The organism is Citrobacter sp. CK194 (assembly GCF_030333395.1).
In the GTDB taxonomy this organism is placed as follows: domain Bacteria; phylum Pseudomonadota; class Gammaproteobacteria; order Enterobacterales; family Enterobacteriaceae; genus Citrobacter_B; species Citrobacter_B koseri.
The window spans coordinates 266,297-287,736 of sequence record NZ_JAOWGA010000017.1; the positions used below are offsets into that span (position 1 = coordinate 266,297).

26 protein-coding genes are annotated in these 21,440 nt (G+C 54.6%); 13 read left to right on the forward strand and 13 right to left on the reverse strand.

The features are described 5' to 3' along the window. Positions 1–43 precede the first annotated feature (43 nt). The 9 genes from flgJ to flgB are packed head-to-tail and all read right to left on the reverse strand — an operon-like array spanning position 44 to position 7,258. Positions 44–994, reverse strand: a complete 951-nt coding sequence (flgJ, locus tag OGX80_RS09650) for a flagellar assembly peptidoglycan hydrolase FlgJ (RefSeq protein WP_110494347.1) — start codon at positions 992–994, stop codon at positions 44–46. Then, positions 994–2,091 carry a flagellar basal body P-ring protein FlgI gene (locus OGX80_RS09655; RefSeq protein WP_012132841.1) on the reverse strand — a complete coding sequence of 366 codons (1,098 nt, stop codon included), beginning with the start codon at positions 2,089–2,091 and terminating at the stop codon, positions 994–996. Before OGX80_RS09655 ends, flgJ begins: the two co-directional genes overlap by 1 nt. Positions 2,092–2,103: 12 nt before the next feature. Beyond that, the gene (gene flgH, locus OGX80_RS09660) at positions 2,104–2,802 is read right to left on the reverse strand and encodes a flagellar basal body L-ring protein FlgH (RefSeq protein WP_024130441.1); all 699 of its coding nucleotides are present in this window, start codon (positions 2,800–2,802) and stop codon (positions 2,104–2,106) included. Positions 2,803–2,856: 54 nt separating this feature from the next. Beyond that, positions 2,857–3,639 (reverse strand): flagellar basal-body rod protein FlgG, encoded by a 783-nt coding sequence (gene flgG / locus OGX80_RS09665; RefSeq protein ID WP_012132843.1) that lies wholly within the window; start codon positions 3,637–3,639, stop codon positions 2,857–2,859. Between the two features lie 13 nt (positions 3,640–3,652). Beyond that, the gene (flgF, locus tag OGX80_RS09670; RefSeq protein WP_012132844.1) at positions 3,653–4,408 is read right to left on the reverse strand and encodes a flagellar basal-body rod protein FlgF; all 756 of its coding nucleotides are present in this window, start codon (positions 4,406–4,408) and stop codon (positions 3,653–3,655) included. A gap of 20 nt (positions 4,409–4,428) precedes the next feature. Further along, positions 4,429–5,697 (reverse strand): flagellar hook protein FlgE, encoded by a 1,269-nt coding sequence (flgE, locus tag OGX80_RS09675; RefSeq protein WP_049008920.1) that lies wholly within the window; start codon positions 5,695–5,697, stop codon positions 4,429–4,431. Between the two features lie 26 nt (positions 5,698–5,723). Then, positions 5,724–6,422 (reverse strand): flagellar hook assembly protein FlgD, encoded by a 699-nt coding sequence (flgD, locus tag OGX80_RS09680; RefSeq protein WP_012132846.1) that lies wholly within the window; start codon positions 6,420–6,422, stop codon positions 5,724–5,726. Between the two features lie 11 nt (positions 6,423–6,433). Next, complete coding sequence (flgC, locus tag OGX80_RS09685; RefSeq protein WP_012132847.1) at positions 6,434–6,838, reverse strand: flagellar basal body rod protein FlgC; 405 nt, start codon at positions 6,836–6,838, stop codon at positions 6,434–6,436. 3 nt (positions 6,839–6,841) lie between these two features. Then, complete coding sequence (flgB, locus tag OGX80_RS09690) at positions 6,842–7,258, reverse strand: flagellar basal body rod protein FlgB (RefSeq protein ID WP_012132848.1); 417 nt, start codon at positions 7,256–7,258, stop codon at positions 6,842–6,844. A gap of 157 nt (positions 7,259–7,415) precedes the next feature. On the opposite strand from flgB, the gene flgA reads away from it, so the two are divergent. The 3 genes from flgA (at position 7,416) to flgN (ending at position 8,888) form a co-directional block, all read left to right on the forward strand. Continuing rightward, positions 7,416–8,075, forward strand: coding sequence for a flagellar basal body P-ring formation chaperone FlgA (gene flgA / locus OGX80_RS09695; protein ID WP_049010759.1), 660 nt, complete (start codon positions 7,416–7,418; stop codon positions 8,073–8,075). Between the two features lie 92 nt (positions 8,076–8,167). After that, complete coding sequence (gene flgM / locus OGX80_RS09700) at positions 8,168–8,461, forward strand: flagellar biosynthesis anti-sigma factor FlgM (protein WP_115181723.1); 294 nt, start codon at positions 8,168–8,170, stop codon at positions 8,459–8,461. Positions 8,462–8,465: 4 nt separating this feature from the next. Next, positions 8,466–8,888, forward strand: coding sequence for a flagella biosynthesis chaperone FlgN (flgN, locus tag OGX80_RS09705; protein WP_115181724.1), 423 nt, complete (start codon positions 8,466–8,468; stop codon positions 8,886–8,888). 530 nt (positions 8,889–9,418) lie between these two features. Here flgN and murJ read toward each other — a convergent pair. From murJ to rimJ, 4 genes are all read right to left on the reverse strand, one after another. Continuing rightward, on the reverse strand, positions 9,419–10,954 hold the full coding sequence (gene murJ / locus OGX80_RS09710; RefSeq protein WP_049011711.1) for a murein biosynthesis integral membrane protein MurJ: 1,536 nt from the start codon (positions 10,952–10,954) through the stop codon (positions 9,419–9,421). A gap of 240 nt (positions 10,955–11,194) precedes the next feature. After that, complete coding sequence (locus OGX80_RS09715; RefSeq protein WP_115181725.1) at positions 11,195–12,118, reverse strand: Gfo/Idh/MocA family protein; 924 nt, start codon at positions 12,116–12,118, stop codon at positions 11,195–11,197. A 1-nt stretch (position 12,119) separates the two neighbouring features. Continuing rightward, positions 12,120–12,767, reverse strand: a complete 648-nt coding sequence (locus tag OGX80_RS09720; RefSeq protein ID WP_115181726.1) for a YceH family protein — start codon at positions 12,765–12,767, stop codon at positions 12,120–12,122. Positions 12,768–12,777: 10 nt separating this feature from the next. After that, positions 12,778–13,362: a ribosomal protein S5-alanine N-acetyltransferase gene (gene rimJ, locus OGX80_RS09725; protein ID WP_024130443.1), complete on the reverse strand. Its 585-nt coding sequence runs from the start codon at positions 13,360–13,362 to the stop codon at positions 12,778–12,780. A gap of 360 nt (positions 13,363–13,722) precedes the next feature. On the opposite strand from rimJ, the gene mdtH reads away from it, so the two are divergent. From mdtH to OGX80_RS09775, 10 genes are all read left to right on the forward strand, one after another. Then, positions 13,723–14,931 (forward strand): multidrug efflux MFS transporter MdtH, encoded by a 1,209-nt coding sequence (gene mdtH, locus OGX80_RS09730; protein WP_012132860.1) that lies wholly within the window; start codon positions 13,723–13,725, stop codon positions 14,929–14,931. Between the two features lie 63 nt (positions 14,932–14,994). Next, entirely contained in the window at positions 14,995–15,642 is a 648-nt protein-coding gene (gene grxB, locus OGX80_RS09735) for a glutaredoxin 2 (protein WP_115181727.1), read from the forward strand. Between the two features lie 122 nt (positions 15,643–15,764). After that, positions 15,765–16,325, forward strand: a complete 561-nt coding sequence (locus OGX80_RS09740; protein ID WP_024130445.1) for a lipoprotein — start codon at positions 15,765–15,767, stop codon at positions 16,323–16,325. Positions 16,326–16,430: 105 nt separating this feature from the next. After that, positions 16,431–17,474, forward strand: a complete 1,044-nt coding sequence (pyrC, locus tag OGX80_RS09745; protein WP_058668995.1) for a dihydroorotase — start codon at positions 16,431–16,433, stop codon at positions 17,472–17,474. 78 nt (positions 17,475–17,552) lie between these two features. Beyond that, entirely contained in the window at positions 17,553–17,798 is a 246-nt protein-coding gene (dinI, locus tag OGX80_RS09750) for a DNA damage-inducible protein I (RefSeq protein ID WP_012132864.1), read from the forward strand. Between the two features lie 289 nt (positions 17,799–18,087). Next, a complete protein-coding gene (gene bssS, locus OGX80_RS09755) occupies positions 18,088–18,342 on the forward strand; it encodes a biofilm formation regulator BssS (RefSeq protein WP_012132867.1) in 255 nt (84 codons plus the stop codon). 194 nt (positions 18,343–18,536) lie between these two features. Next, entirely contained in the window at positions 18,537–19,655 is a 1,119-nt protein-coding gene (solA, locus tag OGX80_RS09760; RefSeq protein ID WP_115181728.1) for an N-methyl-L-tryptophan oxidase, read from the forward strand. Positions 19,656–19,705: 50 nt separating this feature from the next. Beyond that, entirely contained in the window at positions 19,706–19,819 is a 114-nt protein-coding gene (locus tag OGX80_RS09765) for a YceO family protein (protein WP_047457560.1), read from the forward strand. 262 nt (positions 19,820–20,081) lie between these two features. Further along, entirely contained in the window at positions 20,082–20,654 is a 573-nt protein-coding gene (locus OGX80_RS09770) for a cytochrome b (protein ID WP_012132871.1), read from the forward strand. Continuing rightward, positions 20,651–21,226: a YceI family protein gene (locus tag OGX80_RS09775; protein ID WP_115181729.1), complete on the forward strand. Its 576-nt coding sequence runs from the start codon at positions 20,651–20,653 to the stop codon at positions 21,224–21,226. The genes OGX80_RS09770 and OGX80_RS09775 overlap by 4 nt, the downstream gene beginning before the upstream one ends. Positions 21,227–21,440 lie beyond the last annotated feature (214 nt).

Here is a 21,440-nt window from a genome sequence, read left to right on the forward strand (position 1 = left end):
AATACTGGTTATTATCGGCAGCAGGTTTCTGGACTTGAGCTATTTAAAAGAGATTGTCGAGATTCGCACTGTACGTTTTGCTCACCTTGTCGCTCATGGATTTCAGCTGTTGAATCATGTTGGTTAATTTACGCGCATAGTCAGGATCGGTTGCATAACCGGCATTTTGTAACGCCTGTGCGCCCTGTTCAGCGGTAGACGCGGCGGTCACCGCGGCATAGCGCGGGTTACGGGTCAGCAGCCCCACATAATCCGATAGCGCCTCCAGATAGGAGCTGTAAACGCGGAATTTCGCTTTTACCTTCTTCGCTTCGCCGTTCTCATATTCGGTGGTGGTGATCTCTGTTACCGGCCCCTTCCAGTTGGACGAGGCCTTAATGCCAAACAGGTTAAAGCTCGGCTCACCATTTTCACGGCGGATCTGTCGCTGACCCCATCCCGACTCCAGCGCCGCCTGCGCCAGAATCAGATGATGCGGCACGCCGCTTTGTTCACTTGCCAGGCGTGCCGGAAGCGAAAGCTGGGCCAGGAAGTCTTTGCTGTCGCCGGACAGCGGCTCATCATTATTTTCCGGCGCTTTTGGCATCGCCTTACGCACCAGTTGCGTCAGCGCCTGATTTTGATAGCTGGTCACCGTTTCCAGAGGGAACTTCATTGGTACCTGCGGCGCTTCTTCCGCAGGCTGCGTCTGCCCCTCGGTCATCTGCCTGACCATCATCTCCGCCAGTCCCAACCCTTTACCGGCGGTCATCTGCTGCGCAATCTGCTGGTCATACATGCTGGTGTACAGTCGCGTTTGATCGCTGCTGAATATGCCGTCTTTCGGCAGCGCTTCACGCATGCTTTTCAGCATCATCTGCACAAACATCCCTTCCACCTGACGAGCGACCGGGCGGATATTCGCCGCCGGATCTTGCCCCGCTTTGGCTTTCAGCTCATTGAGCGATTGCGCATCCCAGGCCGCGCTGGCCAACAGTTTGCTGTCACCAATCATCAGATAATTTCCAGTTTGGCGCGCAGACAACCCGCGCTCTGCATGGATTGCAGGATGGACATCAGATCCATCGGCGTGGCGCCCAGCGCATTCAGCGCGCGGACGACGTTGTTCAGGTTGGCGCTGGAACGGACGCTTTGCAGCGAACCGCCGCTCTGACGTAAATCAATCTGCGTTTGTGGCGTGACGACCGTCTGCCCCCCGCCAAACGGCGTGTCCGGCTGGCTGACGTTCGCCTGGCGATTCACCGTTACGGACAAATTGCCCTGCGCGACGGCGCAGCTGTCCAGCGTCACTTCACGGTTCATCACCACGGAACCGGTACGGGAGTTAATCACCACCTTCGCGTCCTGTGGTGTGACGTTCACCTCCAGATTTTGGATATCCGCCAGGAAACGGACCTGCGAGCTGTTGCCGCTGGGTACGCGAACCTGAATCGTGCGCGCATCCAGCGCGGTCGCACTGCCATAGCCACGGGCGCGGTTGATGGTGTCAGTGATCTGCTGCGCCATTGCGAAGTCTTCATTGTTCAGTTGCAGATTGAGGGTATTTCCGCCGCCAAACTGGCTGGGCAGCTCGCGTTCAATAATTGCGCCATTGGTGATACGCCCGCCATTGAGCTGGTTAACCTGCACGCTGCTGCCGCCCGCAGACGCCCCTGCGCCGCCGACTAAAATATTTCCCTGCGCCAGGGCATACACCTGGCTATCGACCCCTTTCAGCGGCGTCATCAGCAATGTACCGCCGCGCAGACTTTTCGCGTTCCCCATTGAGGACACCACCACGTCGATCGTTTGCCCCTGGCGACCGAATGCCGGAAATTGTGCAGTGACCATTACCGCCGCAACATTTTTCAACTGCATATTGGTACCCGTCGGGACGGTGATCCCCAACTGAGACAGCATGTTATTCAGCGTCTGGGTGGTAAAGGGCGTCTGGGTCGTCTGGTCGCCCGTCCCGTCCAGGCCGACCACCAGCCCGTAACCAATCAGCGAGTTTTCCCGCACCCCCTGCACGCTGGTCAGATCCCGAATACGATCGGCATGCGCCAGGGTGGTTGCCAGTATCAGTACAATTCCAACAAGAGATTTAAACACTGGAGACCTCGCTTACATCGGCGACAAGTTAAGGAAGAAACGTTGCAGCCAACCCATATTTTGCGCCTCGTTGATATAGCCGTTGCCGACATATTCAATGCGCGCATCCGCAACCTGTGTTGACGGAACGGAGTTGCTGCCGCTGATGGTGCGTGGGTTCACGACCCCGGAGAAGCGGATGAACTCAGTGCCCTGATTAATGGCGATCTGTTTTTCACCCACGACGTGTAAATTGCCATTTGCCAGTACCTGATCGACGGTCACGGTCAGCGTGCCGCTAAAGGTATTGCTGGCGTTCGCGCCGCCTTTACCATTGAAGGAGTTCCCGCCAGAGGCTTCCATATCTGCACGCGCGTTGCCGAACAATCCCTGCAAATAACGAGGAACCGTATCAAAGCCGAAGTTGGTTTTACCGTCACGGCTGGCATTGGCGGAGGAGCTCTTACTGGCGCTGACGTTTTCCTGCAATACAATCGTCAGCGTATCGCCGATATTGCGTGGACGTCGGTCTTCAAACAGCGGCTGATAGCCATAGTTGATCGGCTGCGCAGACTGAAAAATGGAACCATTCGCCACCGGAGTCGGGCCCGGTATGGGCTGTGCAGTGGTCGCGCCCTGCACGAGCGGTGTGGAAGGTATCCAGGCACATCCTGTCAGTGAAACCACCAGCAGGGCCATAATCGGGTAATGGTGCGCAGCGTATTTTTGCATTGCCTTCATCTTCAAAATCAGTGTGCCGGTGAGGTTTCCCTCACCGGACGACACTTAGAGTTGCGTCAGTTTTTGCAGCATCTGATCGGTAGTCGATACCGCTTTGCTGTTAATTTCGTAAGCGCGCTGAACCTGGATCATATTCACCAGTTCTTCCGCCACGTTTACGTTAGAGGTTTCGACATAGCCCTGATACAGCAGACCCGCACCGTTAAGCCCTGGCGTACTCTCATTCGGCGCACCCGAGGATTGCGTTTCGGTGTACAGGTTTTCACCAATGCTTTCCAGACCCGTATCGTTCATGAACGTGGTCAGGTTAAGCTGCCCCACCTGTACCGGCGCGGCCTGCCCCTGCTGAGTTACGCTTACCACGCCATCGCGACCCACGGTGATGCTCAGCGAGTTCGCCGGAATGGTGATCGCTGGCTGTACCTGGAAGCCGCCTGCCGTGACCAGTTGGCCGTTCTGATCCACCTGGAAAGAACCGTCACGGGTATAAGCAGAAGTGCCATCCGGCAACATCACCTGGAAGAAGCCCTGCCCTTTGATGGCGACATCTTTACTGTTGTTGGTCTGAGACAGGTTGCCCTGACTATGCAGACGCTCGGTGGCGACCGGGCGAACGCCCGTACCGATTTGCAGACCAGAAGGTAAGGTCGTCTGTTCTGACGACTGCGCGCCAGGCTGACGAATCGTCTGGTACAGCAGGTCTTCAAACACCGCGCGTTGACGCTTAAAACCATTGGTGCTGACGTTTGCCAGGTTGTTGGCAATCACATCCATGTTGGTTTGCTGCGCGTCCAGGCCGGTTTTGGCGATCCATAATGAACTGATCATAAAATGTCCTGTATTAACTCATCGACAGCAGTTGGTTAGCGCGCCCGGCATTGTCATCCACGCTGCTGATAACCTTCATCTGCATTTCAAAACGGCGGGCGTTAGCGATCATATCGCTCATGGCGGACACCGCATTCACGTTACTGCCCTCCAGTACGCCAGACATCACGCGAATGGACGGGTCAGCCTGCAACACCGGGCCACGCGCAGCCTGTGTCGCCGCGCTTAAACGGAACATACCGTCATCGCCGCGTTGCACTTCGCTGCCAAGCGCTTTCACCAGCTTCAGACGTCCTACCGGTGCGACGGTATTGGCCGGATCGCCAGGGTTAAGCGCAGAGATAGTCCCGTCTGCCGCGATGGTAATTTCTGAACCTTCAGGAACGGCAATCGGCCCGGCTTCACCGATAACCGGATGCCCCTGAATTGTCAGTTGTCCGGTCGGGTCCACCTGAATGCTGCCGTTACGGGTGTATCCCTCGTTACCATCAGCGGTCTGAACAACCAGCCAGCCATCCTGTTGCAGCGCCACATCCAGCGGGCGCGAGGTGTAATCCATCTGCCCGGGCGTCATATCGGCTCCCGGCGTGGACGCAGCCACCAGCGTACGCGTCGGTAAAGAGAGACCTTCCACCGGCACCGCGCGCAACGCATTAAGTTGCGCACGAAAACCAGGCGTGGAGGCGTTCGCCAGGTTGCTGGCCGTCACCGCTTGTTGATTAAGCGTCTGACTGGCCGCGCCCATGGCGGTATATATTGCGTGATCCATTAAGCCATCCCGTCAGGCGCTTAGCGCAGGTTAACCAGGGTGTTGAGGATCTGATCCTGGGTTTTGATGGTCTGCGCGTTTGACTGATAGTTACGCTGCGCGACGATCATATTCACCAGCTCTTTACTCAAATCCACGTTTGAGGATTCCAGCGCGCCGTTGGTCAACTTACCGAAGTTACCCGTACCCGCCGTACCAAGCAGCGCAACGCCTGAAGCCTGCGTCGCCGCCCAGACGTTATCGCCCTGAGAAGCCAGACCTTCATTGTTGGCGAAGTTAGCCAGCACGATCTGCCCCAGAACCTGCGTTTGTTCGTTGGAATAGTTACCCACTACGGTGCCGTCATCGTTGATCTGATAGCTCACCAGATCGCCCGGCTTATAGCCGTTCTGGTTGGTCGCGACGATATTGTTCGCACCGGTGTTCTGCTGCATGGAATTCAGGAAGCTCAGGGAGAAAGTAGCCGGTACCGCGCCGTTAATCGCTTCCGTAGTGATGTTAATTTGTGGCTGTGCGTTCGCAGGGCCTTCAATTAACGTGCCTGGATTACTCGGATCATCAATATAGTTATTAACGGAAGTCAGCGTACCGTTGCTGCTAAAATTCATTACCGCCGCTTTCGTAACCGCTGCTCCTGCAACGCTGGAGTCTTGGGTGTATACATCCCATTTATTGGCAGCAGTTTTGACATAATAAACGTTCATGTCATGGGCATTACCCTGGCTATCAAAGACCGTTATGGTGCCCTTTTTGTTGTAGGAATCCGCATCGCTCGGATCAAACGGTGACTTAGACGGCAGTTCATCCGTTGAGTTAAGGTTGATCTGCATAGACGCCGTGGTGGTCGCCTGTGCAGCCATCAGGGTGTTCGGGATGGTGATCGGGCCTGGGTTCGCCCCCTGCTGGATCGTCGGCGGCGTCCCGGTCGCCGGATAGCCGGTCAGTTGCAGCCCCTGCATGTTAACCAGATTGCGGTTCTCATCCAGTTTGAACTGGCCGTTACGGCTGTAGAAAACGGAGCCGTTGCTGTCAACCAGACGGAAGAAACCGTTCTGGCTAATCGCAACATCCAGGCCACGCCCGGTGTTGGTGGTAGTGCCGTCGGTAAAGTCCTGGGTAATCCCGGCGACTTTAACGCCCAGGCCCACTTTGGAGCCCGCGAACATATCAGCAAAAGACGCCGTACCGGATTTAAACCCGTAGGTGGCGGAGTTGGCGATGTTATTACCAATAACATCGAGGTTGGTCGCTGCTGCGTTCAGACCGCTGACCGCTTGAGAAAAGGCCATGACTTACTCCTGATAAGTGTAAAGGCTTAAATGATCTGCCGTACTTCGTCGAGTGTGGTGGTTCCGTAGGTCCCTAAATCCAGGGTATTACCGCTACTGTTGCGGATAACCCCCTGAACCAGCGCAAACTGAAGCGGTTGCGCCACAAGCTGCGTACTGCCGTTGCTGGCGGCGATCGCGACGTTATAGGAACCGTTTGGCGCGCTTGTGCCATCCTCCAACGTACCGTCCCAGGTAAAGGTATGAACGCCAGCCTTCAGCTCGCCGATATTGATCGTGCGCACCACCTTGCCGTCTTTGTCGGTAATGGTGGCGGTGACTTTATCCGCTGCCTGCTGCAACTCCACGCCAAACGGCGTCGTGGTGATGGTCGCGCCCTCTTCGGTGCCCGTACCGGCCAGAATGGTGGTGCCGGGGATCATGACGCCATGACCAATCAGGGTGCTGGCCTGTAGCGACTGGCTGTTGTCGATCTGCCCAGAAATCGCGCCCAGCGTGGTGTTCAGTTTTTCAATTCCGCTAACGGTGCTGATCTGCGCCAGTTGCGTGGTCAGCTCGTTGTTTTGCAGTGGGTTGGTCGGGTCCTGATTCTTCAACTGCGCGACCAGCAGTGTCAGGAAGCTGCTTTGTAAATCACTCGCGCTGCTTCCCGTCAGCGAACTGCCACTGCTGGTGGATGCGACTCCCGAGTTGGTCGAGTCATTCATATTTACGGCAATAGACATACGCGCCTCCTTTACTGGCCTAATGTCAGCGTTTTAAGCATCATGCTTTTCACGGTATTAAGAACTTCGACGTTTGCCTGATAGCTGCGCGAGGCTGACATGGTGTTGACCATTTCACCGACCACGTCCACATTAGGCATTTTTACGTACCCGTTGGCGTCCGCCAGCGGGTTGCCAGGCTCATACACCAGTTTGTCCGGCGCCTGACTTTCAATGACATCCGCCACTTTTACCCCACCGGTTGCCGCCCCTGGCGCCGCGTCTACCTGAAAGACCACCTGTTTAGCGCGATACGGCTGACCGTCCGGCCCGGTGACGCTATCGGCGTTCGCCAGGTTACTGGCCGCCACGTTAAGACGTTTGGACTGCGCGGTGAGCGCCGACCCGGCAATATCAAAAATGTTTAACAGCGCCACGAATTAGTTTCCTCCCTGTAGCACATTCATCATGCCTTTGATTTGTCCACCCAACACGGTGAGGCCCGTCTGGTATTTCAGACTGTTATCCGCAAACTGCGTACGCTCGCGGTCCATATCGACGGTATTGCCATCAAGGGACGGCTGGTCAGGAATACGGTAGAGCAGATCCACCGAAGGAGACGCGACGGTCTGGGCCGGAATGTGTTGTGCAGAGGTGAGCTTCAACGCGATCCCGCCGGTTTCTTCCCGGCCACGCACCATGACTTTTTTGAGTTCGCTGGCGAAATCCATATCACGCGCCTGATACCCAGGGGTGTCGGCGTTAGCGATATTGGCGGCCAACACCTCCTGGCGTTGAGCGCGCAGATTCAGCGCTTCCTGTTGAAAACGTAAGGCGGCATCGAGCTTATCGAGCATATCTCCTCCGCAAATGACAAAATTCAGCCGACAGCTTAAATCCCATCACGCGCGCGTTATCGCCGGAATAAACGCAAAATGCGTCGCTATTTGTTGCGTTGATGCTTGTGGTACGCAGGTAGAATCCTGTCATTGCTTAAACTGGCGGGAAGTGACGATGCAAACGTTAAAACGTGGAATAGCGCTGCTGGCGCTGCTGTTCAGCCCCCTGACGATGGCCCAGGATCTGAATGCCCAGTTAACGGACTGGTTTTCTCAGCGTCTGGCAGGGTTCAGCGATGACGTCGTCGTCACGATCCGCACGTCGCCCAATCTGTTGCCGAATTGCGAACAGCCCGCGCTGAGCGTAACCGGAAGTGCGAAGTTATGGGGGCATGTGAACGTACTGGCGCGCTGCGCGAACGAAAAGCGCTACCTACAGGTAAATGTACAGGCAACGGGGAATTACGTTGTTGCCGCGGCTCCCGTCGCCCGTGGCGGTGCGCTTGGCCCGGCTAACATCACGCTAAAACGCGGACGGCTGGATCAGCTTCCCCCGCGAACCGTCCTGGACATCAACCAGATTCAGGACGCCGTCAGCTTGCGCGACCTCGTTCCCGGGCAGCCAATACAGCTCAGTATGTTGCGCCAGGCATGGCGGATAAAAGCTGGTCAGCGCGTTCTGGTGGTGGCGAGCGGCGACGGATTTAGCGTCAATGCGGAAGGCCAGGCATTGAACAATGCCGCCGTCGCGCAAAACGCGCGCGTACGCATGTTGTCAGGCCAGGTCGTGAGTGGAACCGTCGATCCTGATGGGAATATTCTTATTAATCTATAATGAGTTAAAGATTTTGTAGTGGCTGCCGATAAATAATCAACCAATGATGATAGCTGGCTGCTACAGCGTAACCCCTCGATGAGGATAAATAAATGAGCATTGACCGTACCTCACCTTTGAAGCCCGTTAGCACTGTCCAACCGCGCGAAACCAACGATGCGCCGGTACAAAAAGCGCGTCAGGAAAAAGCGTCAACCACGACCAGTACCAGTGTGAAGTTAAGCGATGCTCAGGCGAAACTGATGCAACCCGGTACCAGCGACATCAATATGGAGCGCGTGGAAGCCCTGAAAACGGCGATTCGTAACGGTGAGTTGAAGATGGACACCGGTAAAATTGCAGACTCGCTGATCCGCGAGGCGCAGAGCTACTTACAGAGTAAATAAGCGTATGACTCGTCTGTCAGAAATTCTGGATCATATGACGGCTGTCCTCAATGACCTGAAAAAGGTGATGGATGCCGAGCAGCAGCAGCTCTCCGTAGGTCACATTAGCGGTAGCCAGTTACAGCGTATTACAGAAGAAAAAAGCTCTTTACTGGCGACGCTGGATTATCTGGAGCAGCAGCGCCGTCTTGAACAAGATGCGCAGCGTAACGTTAATGATGATGTCGCCAGGCGCTGGCAGGCGATTACGGAAAAAACGCAGCATTTACGCGATCTCAACCAACATAATGGTTGGCTGCTGGAAGGGCAGATTGAACGGAATCATCAGGCGCTCGACATGCTGAAACCGCATCAGGAACCGACGCTATATGGCGCGAACGGTCAAACCGCCTCTCCCCACCGTGGCGGGAAAAAAATCTCTATCTGATTGCCGGATGGCGGCTACGCCTTATCCGGCCTACACGACTACAGAACAACTCGTAGGCCCGGTAAGCGACAGCGCCACCGGGCGATTGGCCGTAATCCGGCCGACACAATCACAGAACAACTCTGTAGGCCCGGTAAGCGACAGCGCCACCGGGCAATTGCCGTAATCCGGCCGACACAATCACAGAACAACTCGTATGCCCGGTAAGCGACAGCGCCACCGGGCAATTGCCGTAATCCAGCCGACACAATCACAGAACAACCCTGTAGGCCCGGTAAGCGGCAGCGCCACCGGGCGATTGGCCGTAATCCAGCCGACACAATCACAGAACAACCCTGTAGGCCCGGTAAGCGATAGCGCCACCGGGCAATTGGCCGTAATCCGGCCGACACAATCACAGAACAACCCTGTAGGCCCGGTAAGCGACAGCGCCACCGGGCGATTGGCCGTAATCCGGCCGACACAATCACAGAACAACTCGTAGGCCCGGTAAGCGGCAGCGCCACCGGGCGATTGGCCGGATATATGCTCTATGCCGTCCGGCGAGTAAATTCCTTCACTTTAAAGCCCAACACCGCCAGCGCGGCGAAATAGGCGGCAATCCCCACAACCACAACCGCCATCAGTCGGGCCAGACGCCACAGCATCGTCCCTTCTGACCACTCAGGCATAATATGCAACATGCCAACCAGCGCGGCGGACATCACCAGCACGGAAATCACCAGGCGGGTCAGGAACCACGTCCAGCCCGGCTGCGGAGTAAAGATTTTCTGTTTGCGCAGTTGCCAGTACAGCAGCGACGCATTCAGACACGCCGCCAGACCAATAGACAGCGACAGACCGGCATGTTTCAACGGCCCGATAAACGCCAGGTTCATCAACTGAGTCATGATCAGCGTCACAATGGCGATTCTGACTGGCGTTTTGATATCCTGGCGCGAGTAAAACCCCGGAGCCAAAACTTTCACCACAATTAAGCCGATCAGACCAACGGAATAGGCCACCAGCGCGCGCTGGGTCATCGACGCATCAAAGGCGGTGAACTTGCCGTACTGGAACAGCGATACCGTCAGCGGTTTGGCCAGAATGCCCAACGCGACGGCGCTCGGCAACGCCAGCAGAAAACACAGACGCAGCCCCCAGTCCATCAGACGGCAATATTCATCATGATTGCCGCTGGCAAAACTTTTAGACAGTGAAGGCAGCAAAATGGTGCCCAGCGCCACGCCCAGAACCCCTGACGGAAACTCCATCAGTCGGTCAGCATAATACATCCAGGAGACCGAACCGGAAGCCAGAAACGAGGCGAAAATGGTGTTGATGATCAGAGATATCTGGCTTACCGAAACGCCGAGGATCGCCGGGCCCATTTGCTTCACAACGCGCATCGCGCCTGCGTCACGAAAATTGATGCGCGGCAATACCAGCATCCCAATTTTCTTCAGATGAGGAAGCTGGTAAACCAGTTGCAGCACGCCGCCCACCGTCACCGCCCAGGCCAGCGCCAGTACGGGAGGATTAAAATACGGCGCGGCAAACAGCGCAAAGCCGATCATACTGATGTTCAGAAATGTGGGCGCAAACGCAGGAATCGAGAAACGGTTCCAGGTGTTGAGGATCGCGCCCACCAGCGAGGCCAGCGAAATCAGCAGAATATACGGAAAGGTGATTTGCAGCAGTTTGGTGGTCAGGGCGAATTTATCAGCGGTATCAGCAAAACCCGGCGCGGTTACCATAATCACCCACGGCGCGGCGAGCATACCGGCCACCGTCACCACGGCTAACGCCAGAGTCAGCAGCCCGGAGACATAGGCGACAAAAACCCGGGTCGCCTCTTCGCCCTGCTTGCTCTTGTATTCTGCAAGGATCGGCACAAACGCCTGGGAAAATGCCCCTTCGGCAAAAATGCGCCGCAACAGATTCGGTAACTTGAATGCCACGAAAAAGGCGTCGGTCGCCATCCCTGCGCCAAAAATTCTGGCGACAATCGCGTCACGCGCAAAACCAAGCACGCGCGAAAACATGGTCATCGAGCTGACGGCAGCCAGCGATTTTAATAAATTCATCAGTGTTGTATTCCAGACCCTGGAGCAAAACCCTTGCATGGCCGACCGCAGGCCGGATAAAGGCGTTTACGCCGCCATCCGGCAATATCGCTGTGCCTGATAACCACGTAAAAACGTCTTATCAGGCCGACAGAACGATCCACGGTTTGCCATCATTCTCTGTCAGAAAGAGGTGTTATTTTGAGTTGGCATATAGTACCTGGATTATGATGAATTACTACAGCCAGATGTTACAGGGCGTTATTCGCTCATTGCCTCGCGCCAGAGTTTCTCTACGACGCGCTGCGCCAGAATCGCCTGTTCGCCCGCCGTTTCAGGAACCGTCTGATTTTGCACGCATTCAATAAAATGACGGGCGCATCCGGCAAATCCACGTTGTTCCTGGGTTGTCTGCCAGCCCGGAATGGGTTTATGCACCACGCCCTGACCGCGTTCCTCGCGCCATTCGCGCATGTCCGTCACGTCAAACAGACCGCCGTCCGTCACCGCCTGCACACATTCACGCTGACTCCCGGCGCGACGGTGCATACTGGTGGTAATTTGCAACTGATCCGCCAAAAAATGGTGTTCGGCATACAGCATCTCGCCAAGATCGTTGGTCTGCAACGTGCCGCTGTTCAGTTGCGCCTTGCCGTCCGTCAGCCACAGCGTGGTGTCCACAACGTGCAGGTAGTCATCCAGCAGCGTGAAACGCAAATCATGCGGCCCGACGCTGTCCGTCCGGTGTTTATCCATACGGACAGAAGCGGCAGCGCCCAGTTGCGCTTTCAGATCACGGTAGAGCGGAGCGAAGCGTCGGTTAAACCCGACCATTAGCGTCAAATTTTTGCGCGCGGCCAACGCCACCAACCGTTCCGCATCGCGCAGATTTTCCGCCAGCGGTTTATCGACGCAGACATGAACCCCGGCATTGAGCAGTTCGTTTACCACCTCATAATGCGTCGCCGTGCTGGAGTGGACGAAAATAGCGTCGCAGGTTGACGCCAGCGCTGGCAACGACTCAACGTACGGCATCCGCCAGCCTTCACAAATGCGCAGCGCCTTATCCCGCGAAGGAGACCAGGCCCCCTGTAGCGTCCAGTCGCCGGATGCGCCCAGCACGGGCAACCAGGCTTTTTGGGCGATCCCCCCTAACCCAACAACACCGATACGTAATTTTTTCACGTTAGTCTCCCAGGTGCGCCAGGAGCGAATCAAGGCGCTGTTTCAGCTCCGCGACTTCGCCTTCCAGCGCCTCAACGCGCGCATGCAGATCGCCCGACGCCGCCTGCGGCGCGTCATCTGAACTCACCGGCTCATCGACTTCGCCGCAAAACAGGTGCATATACCGGCTTTCACGCTTACCCGGTTCGCGCGCCAGGCGCACTACGTAAGGGCCGTCGTCACGGGCGGCAAGCTGTTCCAGCGTCGATTCCACTTCCACCATATCGCTGAATTCATACATGCGGGATGCACGGCTGCGCAGTTCACCTGGCGTCTGGGCGCCACGCAGCAGCAGCGTGGCAATCAGCGCCACCTCTGCCGGACTCAGTTTAAGATTGCCAAACTCGGAGTTGCAGAAGCGCTGTTCATATTTGGTGACGCGATTGCCGAAACCGCTCACCGTCCGCAGAAAATGGCGTTTCACCAGGTTATCAAGCTGTTCCTGCACCTCATGTTCCGATAAGTTCATTACCGGTTCACGGTTGGTTTTTTGATTGCAGGCGGTAACCACGCCGTTAACCGAGAGCGGGTACTGCTCCGGCGTTGTCACCTGTTTTTCCAGCAGGCAGCCAATCACTCGCGCTTCAGTGGCGGTTAGTTCGTATTTCATCGTCCTCTCCTTAGCGACCGGGGGTCCATTCAGTCGTCGTCAACGCCGTCAGCACATGATCGCGCCACTGTCCGTCAATCAACAGGTAATCTTTCGCATACCCTTCTTTTTCAAAGCCGAGTCGCGCCAGCAAGTCGCCGCTGCGCTTATTATGCGGCATATAGTTCGCCATAATACGGTGAATATGTTGCGTACGCTGCATATAGCGAATCGCCGAGGTTAAGGCCTCATACATCAGCCCCTGCCCCTGCCACTTTTGTGCGATGGAGTATCCCAGATAACAGGCGTGGAATGAGCCACGCACCACGTTAGAAAAATTGGCCACGCCGATGATCTCTTTCTCTTCCGGGTCGAGCAGCGCGAAATAGAACGCTGAACCCTGTTTGTGAAACTCGGCGATCATGCTCAGACGCGCCTGCCAGCCCGAAGGATAGCAGTGGCTTTCATCACGAACGGGTTCCCAGGGTTTTAAAAAATGACGATTTTCCGCGTAATAATCGGCCAGACGCCAGGCATCACGCTCATGTACTAAACGCACAACCAGACGGTCGGTTGTTAAGCGTACTTTTGGCACGTTACTGCGATAGCCAAACATTCTATACCTACTCCTTCCCGTAACGTCTTCACACCCTGATAACGTTACTATACCTGCGCCTGTACGCTCTGTGAAAAGTGCAAATCGTCATTTTTTGGCTTATTCACACATTTTGATGAAAACTCTCTATCAAGATGGACTTTTGATAAAAAAATATTGTCCCGGCAAAGGTGGGAAAAAACGCGCCGACACCGCAGAATAGAAGGTGCTCACCTTTTAAACTCAACAGAATTCGAGTTGCAGGACGGCGGCAAGCGAATCACTCCCTGAAAGCGCACAGAAATACGTGGCCGGGGAGTGCGAACGCCGCCGACGCGCCTGCGACGTGAAGGATGACGAGTGTCTTTCCCGGGAGGGGAAATGTCGCGTGTCTCGCAGGCCAGGAACCTGGGTAAATATTTCCTGCTCATCGATAATATGCTGGTCGTATTAGGCTTTTTCGTGGTGTTTCCACTGATCTCCATTCGCTTTGTCGACCAGATGGGCTGGGCGGCATTGATGGTCGGCATTGCGCTCGGCCTGCGCCAGTTCATCCAGCAAGGGCTGGGCATTTTTGGCGGCGCGATTGCCGACCGTTTTGGCGCGAAGCCAATGATTGTTACCGGGATGCTTATGCGCGCAGCCGGATTCGCGACGATGGGGATCGCCCATGAGCCCTGGCTGCTCTGGTTTTCCTGCTTTCTTTCCGGGCTTGGCGGCACCCTTTTCGATCCGCCGCGCTCTGCGCTGGTCGTCAAGCTGATTCGCCCTGAACAACGCGGTCGTTTCTTTTCGCTGTTGATGATGCAGGACAGCGCGGGCGCCGTGACTGGCGCGCTATTGGGTAGCTGGTTGTTGCAGTATGACTTTCGTCTGGTATGCGCGACGGGGGCGGTACTGTTCGTTTTGTGCGCCGCGTTTAACGCCTGGCTGCTTCCGGCGTGGAAGCTGTCAACGGTGAAAATCCCGGTACGCGAGGGCATGGGGCGCGTCATGGCGGACAAACGGTTCGTGACTTACGTGCTGACCCTGGCGGGATACTACATGCTGGCCGTACAGGTGATGCTGATGCTGCCCATCATGGTCAATGACATCGCGGGATCACCGTCCGCCGTCAAGTGGATGTATGCGATCGAAGCCTGCCTCTCGCTGACGCTGCTCTACCCAATCGCCCGCTGGAGCGAGAAACGTTTTCGCCTGGAGCACCGCCTGATGGCCGGACTGCTGCTGATGTCGCTCAGTATGTTGCCTGTCGGGCTGGTCGGTAATTTACAGCAGCTCTTCACGCTCATTTGCACGTTCTATATCGGCTCGGTCATTGCGGAACCAGCGCGTGAAACGCTCAGCGCCTCACTGGCCGATGCGCGGGCGCGCGGCAGCTATATGGGCTTCAGTCGACTGGGTTTAGCCATTGGCGGCGCGATAGGGTATATCGGCGGAGGATGGTTGTTCGATATGGGGAAAGCGCTGCAACAGCCTGAACTGCCCTGGATGATGCTTGGGGTAATCGGAATCATGACCTTTCTTGCGCTCGGCTGGCAATTCAGCCACAAACGGACGCCACGCGGCATGCTGGAGCCAGGCGCCTGATTTGATACCTGCTTTCATCTCCTCCATACTGAAAGAGAACCGACAGTTAAATGGAGGAGAAACGTGAAGCTTTATATTTACGATCACTGCCCTTTCTGCATCAAAGCCCGCATGATTTTCGGCCTGAAAAATATTCCCGTTGAGCTAAACGTCCTGGCAAACGACGACGACGCAACGCCCACCCGCATGATCGGCAAAAAAATGGTGCCCATTCTGCAAAAGGACGACAGCCGTTATCTGCCCGAAAGTATGGATATCGTCCATTATGTGGACAACCTTGACGGCAAACCCTTGCTGATCGGAAAACAGAACCCCGCGATTGATGAGTGGCTACGCAAAGTTAACGGTTACGCCAATCGCCTGCTCCTTCCGCGTTTCGCAAAATCGGCATTTGATGAGTTCTCCACGCCGTCGGCGCGGAAATACTTCACCGAGAAAAAAGAGGCCATGATTGGCGACTTTGGCGAAAATCTGGCGCATTCCAGTGGGCTCATCAAAAACATCAGCGACGATCTGCGCGCGCTGGATAAATTGATTGTGCAGCCTAATGCCGTGAACGGTGAACTGTCTGAAGACGATATTCATCTGTTCCCGTTATTACGTAACCTGACGCTGGTCGCAGGCATAAACTGGCCAACCCGGGTCGCTGATTACCGTGATAACATGGCAAAACAGACGCAAATCAACCTGTTATCGTCTATGGCCCTCTAATGTTTGTGGGTGGAGGCGCCATGCCGCCACCCTTTCAGTTTTTTCTGCTGGTACGCGGCGTGCTGGTGCCACATGCTGCTTTGTGTCAGGATTACGACACGGGCATCATGTTGAGGAACCCCATGAAAAAGATTGTCTTTGCCGCTGCATTGTTGGTTAGCGGCCTGTTGGTTGGCTGCAACCAACTCACGCAGTACACGGTAAGCGAGCAAGAAATTAATCAGGCGCTTGAAAAACGGAATAATTTTTCCAAAGACATTGGCTTACCGGGCATCGCGGATGCGCATATTGTTCTGACGAATCTCAGCAGCCAGATTGGCCGGGAAGAGCCCAACAAAGTCACGCTAACCGGTGATGCGAACCTGGATATGAGCTCCCTGTTTGGCAGCCAGAAAGCCACCATGAAACTGAAGCTGAAAGCGCTACCGGTCTTTAACAAAGAAAAAGGCGCGATTTATCTGCAAGAAATGGAAGTGGTGGATGCAACCGTAACGCCGGAAAAAATGCAATCGGTGCTGCAAACGCTGATGCCTTACCTGAATCAGTCGTTGCGTAATTATTTTAATCAGCAACCGGCCTACGTTTTGCGTGAAGACAGCAGCAAAGGCGAAGCGCTGGCGAAAAAATATGCCAAAGGCATAGAGGTTAAACCGGGCGAAATCATCATCCCGTTCACCGACTAACGCACCAGGGCGCATTTGCGCCCTTTTTTTTCGTGCAAACGAAAACGTTTCCGCTTATCCTTGGTTTCCGGCAAAAATGACTATCCCCCCAGCCGGAGCATATTAATGACTGCACCATCCCAGGTTTTAAAGATCCGCCGCCCAGACGACTGGCACGTTCACCTTCGCGATGGCGACATGTTAAAAACTGTCGTGCCTTACACCAGTGAAATTTATGGCCGCGCGATAGTGATGCCGAACCTGGCGCCGCCTGTTACGACGGTCGATGCGGCCATCGCATACCGCCAGCGCATTCTTGATGCCGTTCCTGCCGGGCATGACTTTACCCCACTGATGACCTGCTACTTAACGGATACGCTTGATCCTGATGAGCTTGAGCGCGGATTCCGCGAAGGCGTCTTTACCGCAGCAAAACTCTATCCGGCCAACGCGACCACCAACTCCAGCCACGGCGTCACCTCTGTCGATACGATCATGCCGGTACTGGAGCGCATGGAAAAACTCGGCATGCCGTTGCTGGTACACGGCGAAGTTACCCATGCTGATATCGATATTTTTGACCGCGAAGCACGGTTTATTGAAACGGTGATGGAGCCGCTGCGCCAGCGTCTGACGGCGTTGAAGGTCGTGTTTGAGCACATTACCACCAAAGATGCCGCAGAGTACGTTCGCGACGGCAACGAGCTGTTAGCCGCCACCATCACGCCACAGCATCTGCTGTTTAATCGCAACCATATGCTGGTCGGCGGAATTCGCCCGCATCTGTATTGCCTGCCGATCCTCAAACGTAACGTCCACCAGCAGGCCTTGCGTGAACTGGTCGCCAGCGGATTTAGCCGCGCCTTCCTCGGTACCGACTCCGCGCCGCACGCCCGTCATCGGAAAGAAACCAGCTGCGGCTGCGCAGGCTGCTTTAATGCCCCGACGGCGCTTGGCAGCTACGCTACGGTCTTTGAAGAGATGAACGCCCTCGCGCATTTTGAAGCGTTCTGCTCACTCAATGGGCCACGGTTCTACGGCCTGCCGGTCAATGAAACCTACGTTGAACTGGTACGCGAAGAGCAGCTCGTCCCGGAAAGCATCACGCTTGCCGATGACTCACTGGTGCCCTTCCTCGGCGGCGAGCGCGTACGCTGGTCAGTAAAATAATAAAAAAAATGTGGCCAACTGTTGTAAGCCGGAAAGGTTAACTGTATAAATACACAGTATATTCAACAGGGGGCCATTATGCGTATTGAAGTCACTATAGCGAAAACGTCACCTTTGCCTGCTGGCGCGATTGACGCGCTGGCCGGTGAACTCTCCCGCCGTATCCATCACTCTTTTCCAGATAACGCGGGCAATGTTGTCGTCCGTTATGCCGCAGCCAACAATTTGTCGGTCATTGGCGCGACAAAAGAGGATAAAGAACGCATCAGCGAAATCCTACAGGAAACCTGGGAAAGCGCGGATGACTGGTTCGTCAATGAATAAAAAATGATATGCAGTAATGTTCGTTTTTGCCGGGTCGCCCCGGCTTTTTTATTTGCGCAACTGGTCGCTTTTTAATCCATTACTCAAAATAACTGCACAACATGCCAAAAAAATATGAATAACATGCTGTTTTATTGTGCACATAATTCTTAAAAAGAAGAAATTTATTCTGTCACCCTTTAAATTTCCAGTGAATAGCCTTATTTATTGATATACTGAAGTTGCTTCAGAAAAAAACACGCATTGAACCTCGAAAACCGTTGTCTTGTAACACGTATTAGGGGGCATAATGGAAAAGAATAATGAAGTCATTCAGACTCATCCGCTTGTAGGATGGGACATCAGCACCGTTGACAGCTATGATGCGCTGATGTTGCGTTTGCACTACCAGACCCCGAATCGCCCTGACCCTGATGGGACTGAAGTTGGTCAGACGCTCTGGTTAACCACCGATGTTGCCAGACAATTTATTTCGATATTAGAAGCAGGCATCGCCAAAATTGAATCTGGCGATTACCAGGAAAATGAGTATCGCCGTCATTAACGTGACGCGACCCCTCCACCCAAAGGCACCTTAAAAGGTGCCTTTATCGTTTCATACCCTCAATAATTCCACTGACAGAAAGTCGGCCGACAAACGCGCCGCCGCGACGGCAATCCGAAAGCATGACGAGTATAACTTGTATATCTCAATTCACTTATTTACCCTGCAATAATCGCGATAGCAGAGAGAAGCTGATGAAATACGACTTAATCATTATTGGCAGCGGTTCCGTCGGCGCCGCAGCCGGATATTATGCCACTCGCGCCGGACTGAAGGTTCTGATGACAGATGCCCATATGCCGCCACATCAACAGGGCAGCCATCACGGCGATACCCGGTTAATCCGTCACGCTTATGGCGAGGGTGAGAAATACGTTCCTCTGGTGCTGCGTGCGCAAACGTTATGGGAAGAGCTTTCAACGCATAATGAAGATCCCATCTTCGTTCGCTCCGGCGTCATAAACCTCGGCCCGGCGGACTCGCCATTTCTGGCGAACGTGGCGCACAGCGCACAGCAATGGCAGTTAAACGTTGAGCAACTGGATGCCGCCGCCATCATGGCGCGCTGGCCTGAAATTCGCGTCCCTGACAACTACATTGGCCTGTTCGAAACGGACTCCGGTTTTCTGCGCAGTGAACTGGCGATCAAAACCTGGGTTCGCCTTGCCGAAGAGGCCGGCTGCGCGCAGCTCTTTAACTGCCCCGTCACTGCCCTTCACCACGATAACGACGGCGTTACCGTTGAAACCGCTGACGGCGAATACCGCGCGAAGAAAGTGCTGATCAGTGCCGGTACATGGGTACAGGCGCTAGTGCCGGAACTCCCCATCCAACCCGTTCGTAAAGTTTTTGCCTGGTATCAGGCTGACGGGCGCTACAGCATGAAAAATAACTTCCCGGCGTTCACTGGAGAACTCCCGAACGGCGATCAGTATTACGGTTTTCCCGCCGAAAACGACGCATTAAAAATAGGAAAACACAACGGTGGTCAGTTGATTCACTCACCGGAAGAGCGCAAGCCGTTTGCCGCCGTCGCCAGCGATGGTTCCGAAGCGTTCCCCTTCTTGCGCACTATCCTGCCCGGCATTGGCTGCTGCCTGAACGGCGCCGCCTGTACCTATGATAATTCCCCGGATGAAGATTTTATTATCGATACATTACCGGGACATGATAATACGCTGATCGTCACCGGTCTGAGCGGCCACGGCTTTAAGTTCGCCTCGGTATTAGGTGAGATTGCCGCCGATTTCGCGCAGGGTAAATCGCCGGCTTTTGACCTGACGCCATTCAAACTGAAGCGCTTTACGCAATAATGACCCAATGGCCTCGCAAACGGGGCCGTTTCTTTTTGAGGAGTCAGGCTGTGCGTCGTATTTTTCACTATCTGATCAATAATATTCGTGAGCATTTTATGCTCTACGTTATTTTATGGTCGCTGCTGGCCATCATGGACATTATTTATATCATGTTCTTTTAATTTATTTCAGCTGACAAAAATTGACAAAACCTGAGATTACTCTAACTTTCATTGTAATAATTTGACCAATAAGAAACCTCCCGCCCTCCTGCCCCATATAGATAAAACCGCTAATCACCTCGAATCTTCTGACGCACAATGACAAATTCAATCAATTTTATTGAAATAAAAACAAATATCGCCAGGATTGTTATTTATTAGTTGCATTAATGTCTCTAACAGGTCATTTTCATTCTCTCCTGAAATATCCATTGGTGTGTTTATGCAATTCAAAAATACTCCTCAGCGCTATGGCGCCATTTCTGTATTGCTTCACTGGCTGGTCGCCATTGTTGTATACGGCATGTTTGCCCTGGGTTTATGGATGGTGACGCTCAGCTATTACGATGGCTGGTATCACCAGGCGCCGGAATTGCATAAAAGTATCGGCATCCTGCTAATGATGGGGCTGGTTATACGTGTTTTCTGGCGTTTCGTCTCACCACCGCCAAAGGCGCTGAAAAGCTATTCACGCCTGACCCGTCTGGGTGCGGCGGTGGGCCACCTTGCGCTGTATCTTCTGCTCTTCGCCATTGTGATCAGCGGCTATCTGATCTCAACCGCCGACGGCAAACCGATCAGCGTGTTTGGGTGGTTTGACGTGCCCGCCACGCTGGCCGACGCGGGCGCTCAGGCCGATCTTGCCGGTAGCCTGCACCTGTGGCTGGCCTGGAGCGTTGTGATTTTGTCTGTTCTGCATGGGCTAATGGCCCTGAAGCACCATTTCATCGATAAAGACGACACCCTGAAGCGTATGCTGGGGAGATCGTCGCCTGACTATGGAGTTGAAAAATGAAAAAAAGCCTGCTGGGACTGACTTTTGCTTCCCTGTTATTCACCACTGGTTCTGCAATCGCGGCAGACTATAAAATTGATAAAGAGGGACAACACGCCTTCGTTAACTTCCGTATCCAGCACCTGGGTTACAGCTGGCTGTACGGGACGTTCAAAGATTTCGACGGAACATTTACCTTCGATGAAAAAAATCCGGCAGCGGATAAAGTGAACGTCACCATTAACACCAACAGCGTTGATACCAACCATGCGGAGCGTGATAAGCACCTGCGTAGCGCTGATTTCCTGAACGTGGCGAAATTCCCGCAGGCGACGTTTACCTCGACCAGCGTGAAAAAAGATGGCGACGGGCTGGATATCACCGGCGACCTGACGCTCAATGGCGTCACCAAACCGGTCACGCTGGAAGCGAAGCTGATCGGCCAGGGTGACGATCCGTGGGGCGGGAAGCGCGCGGGCTTTGAAGCGGAAGGTAAAATTAAGCTGAAAGACTTCAACATCACCACCGACCTCGGCCCTGCATCGCAGGAAGTCGATTTAATTATCTCGGTGGAAGGCGTACAGCAGAAGTAACGAATGCCGGATGGCGGCTTCGCCTTATCCGGCCTACAGCAGCACATATTGTAGGCCCGGTAAGCGGAGCGCCACCGGGCGCAATGCCGGATGACAGCGTCGCCTTCAGCACACATTGTAGGCCCGGTAAGCAAAGCGCCACCGGGCGCAATGCCGGATGACAGTGTCGCCTTCAGCACACATTGCAGGCCCGGTAAGCAAAGCGCCACCGGGC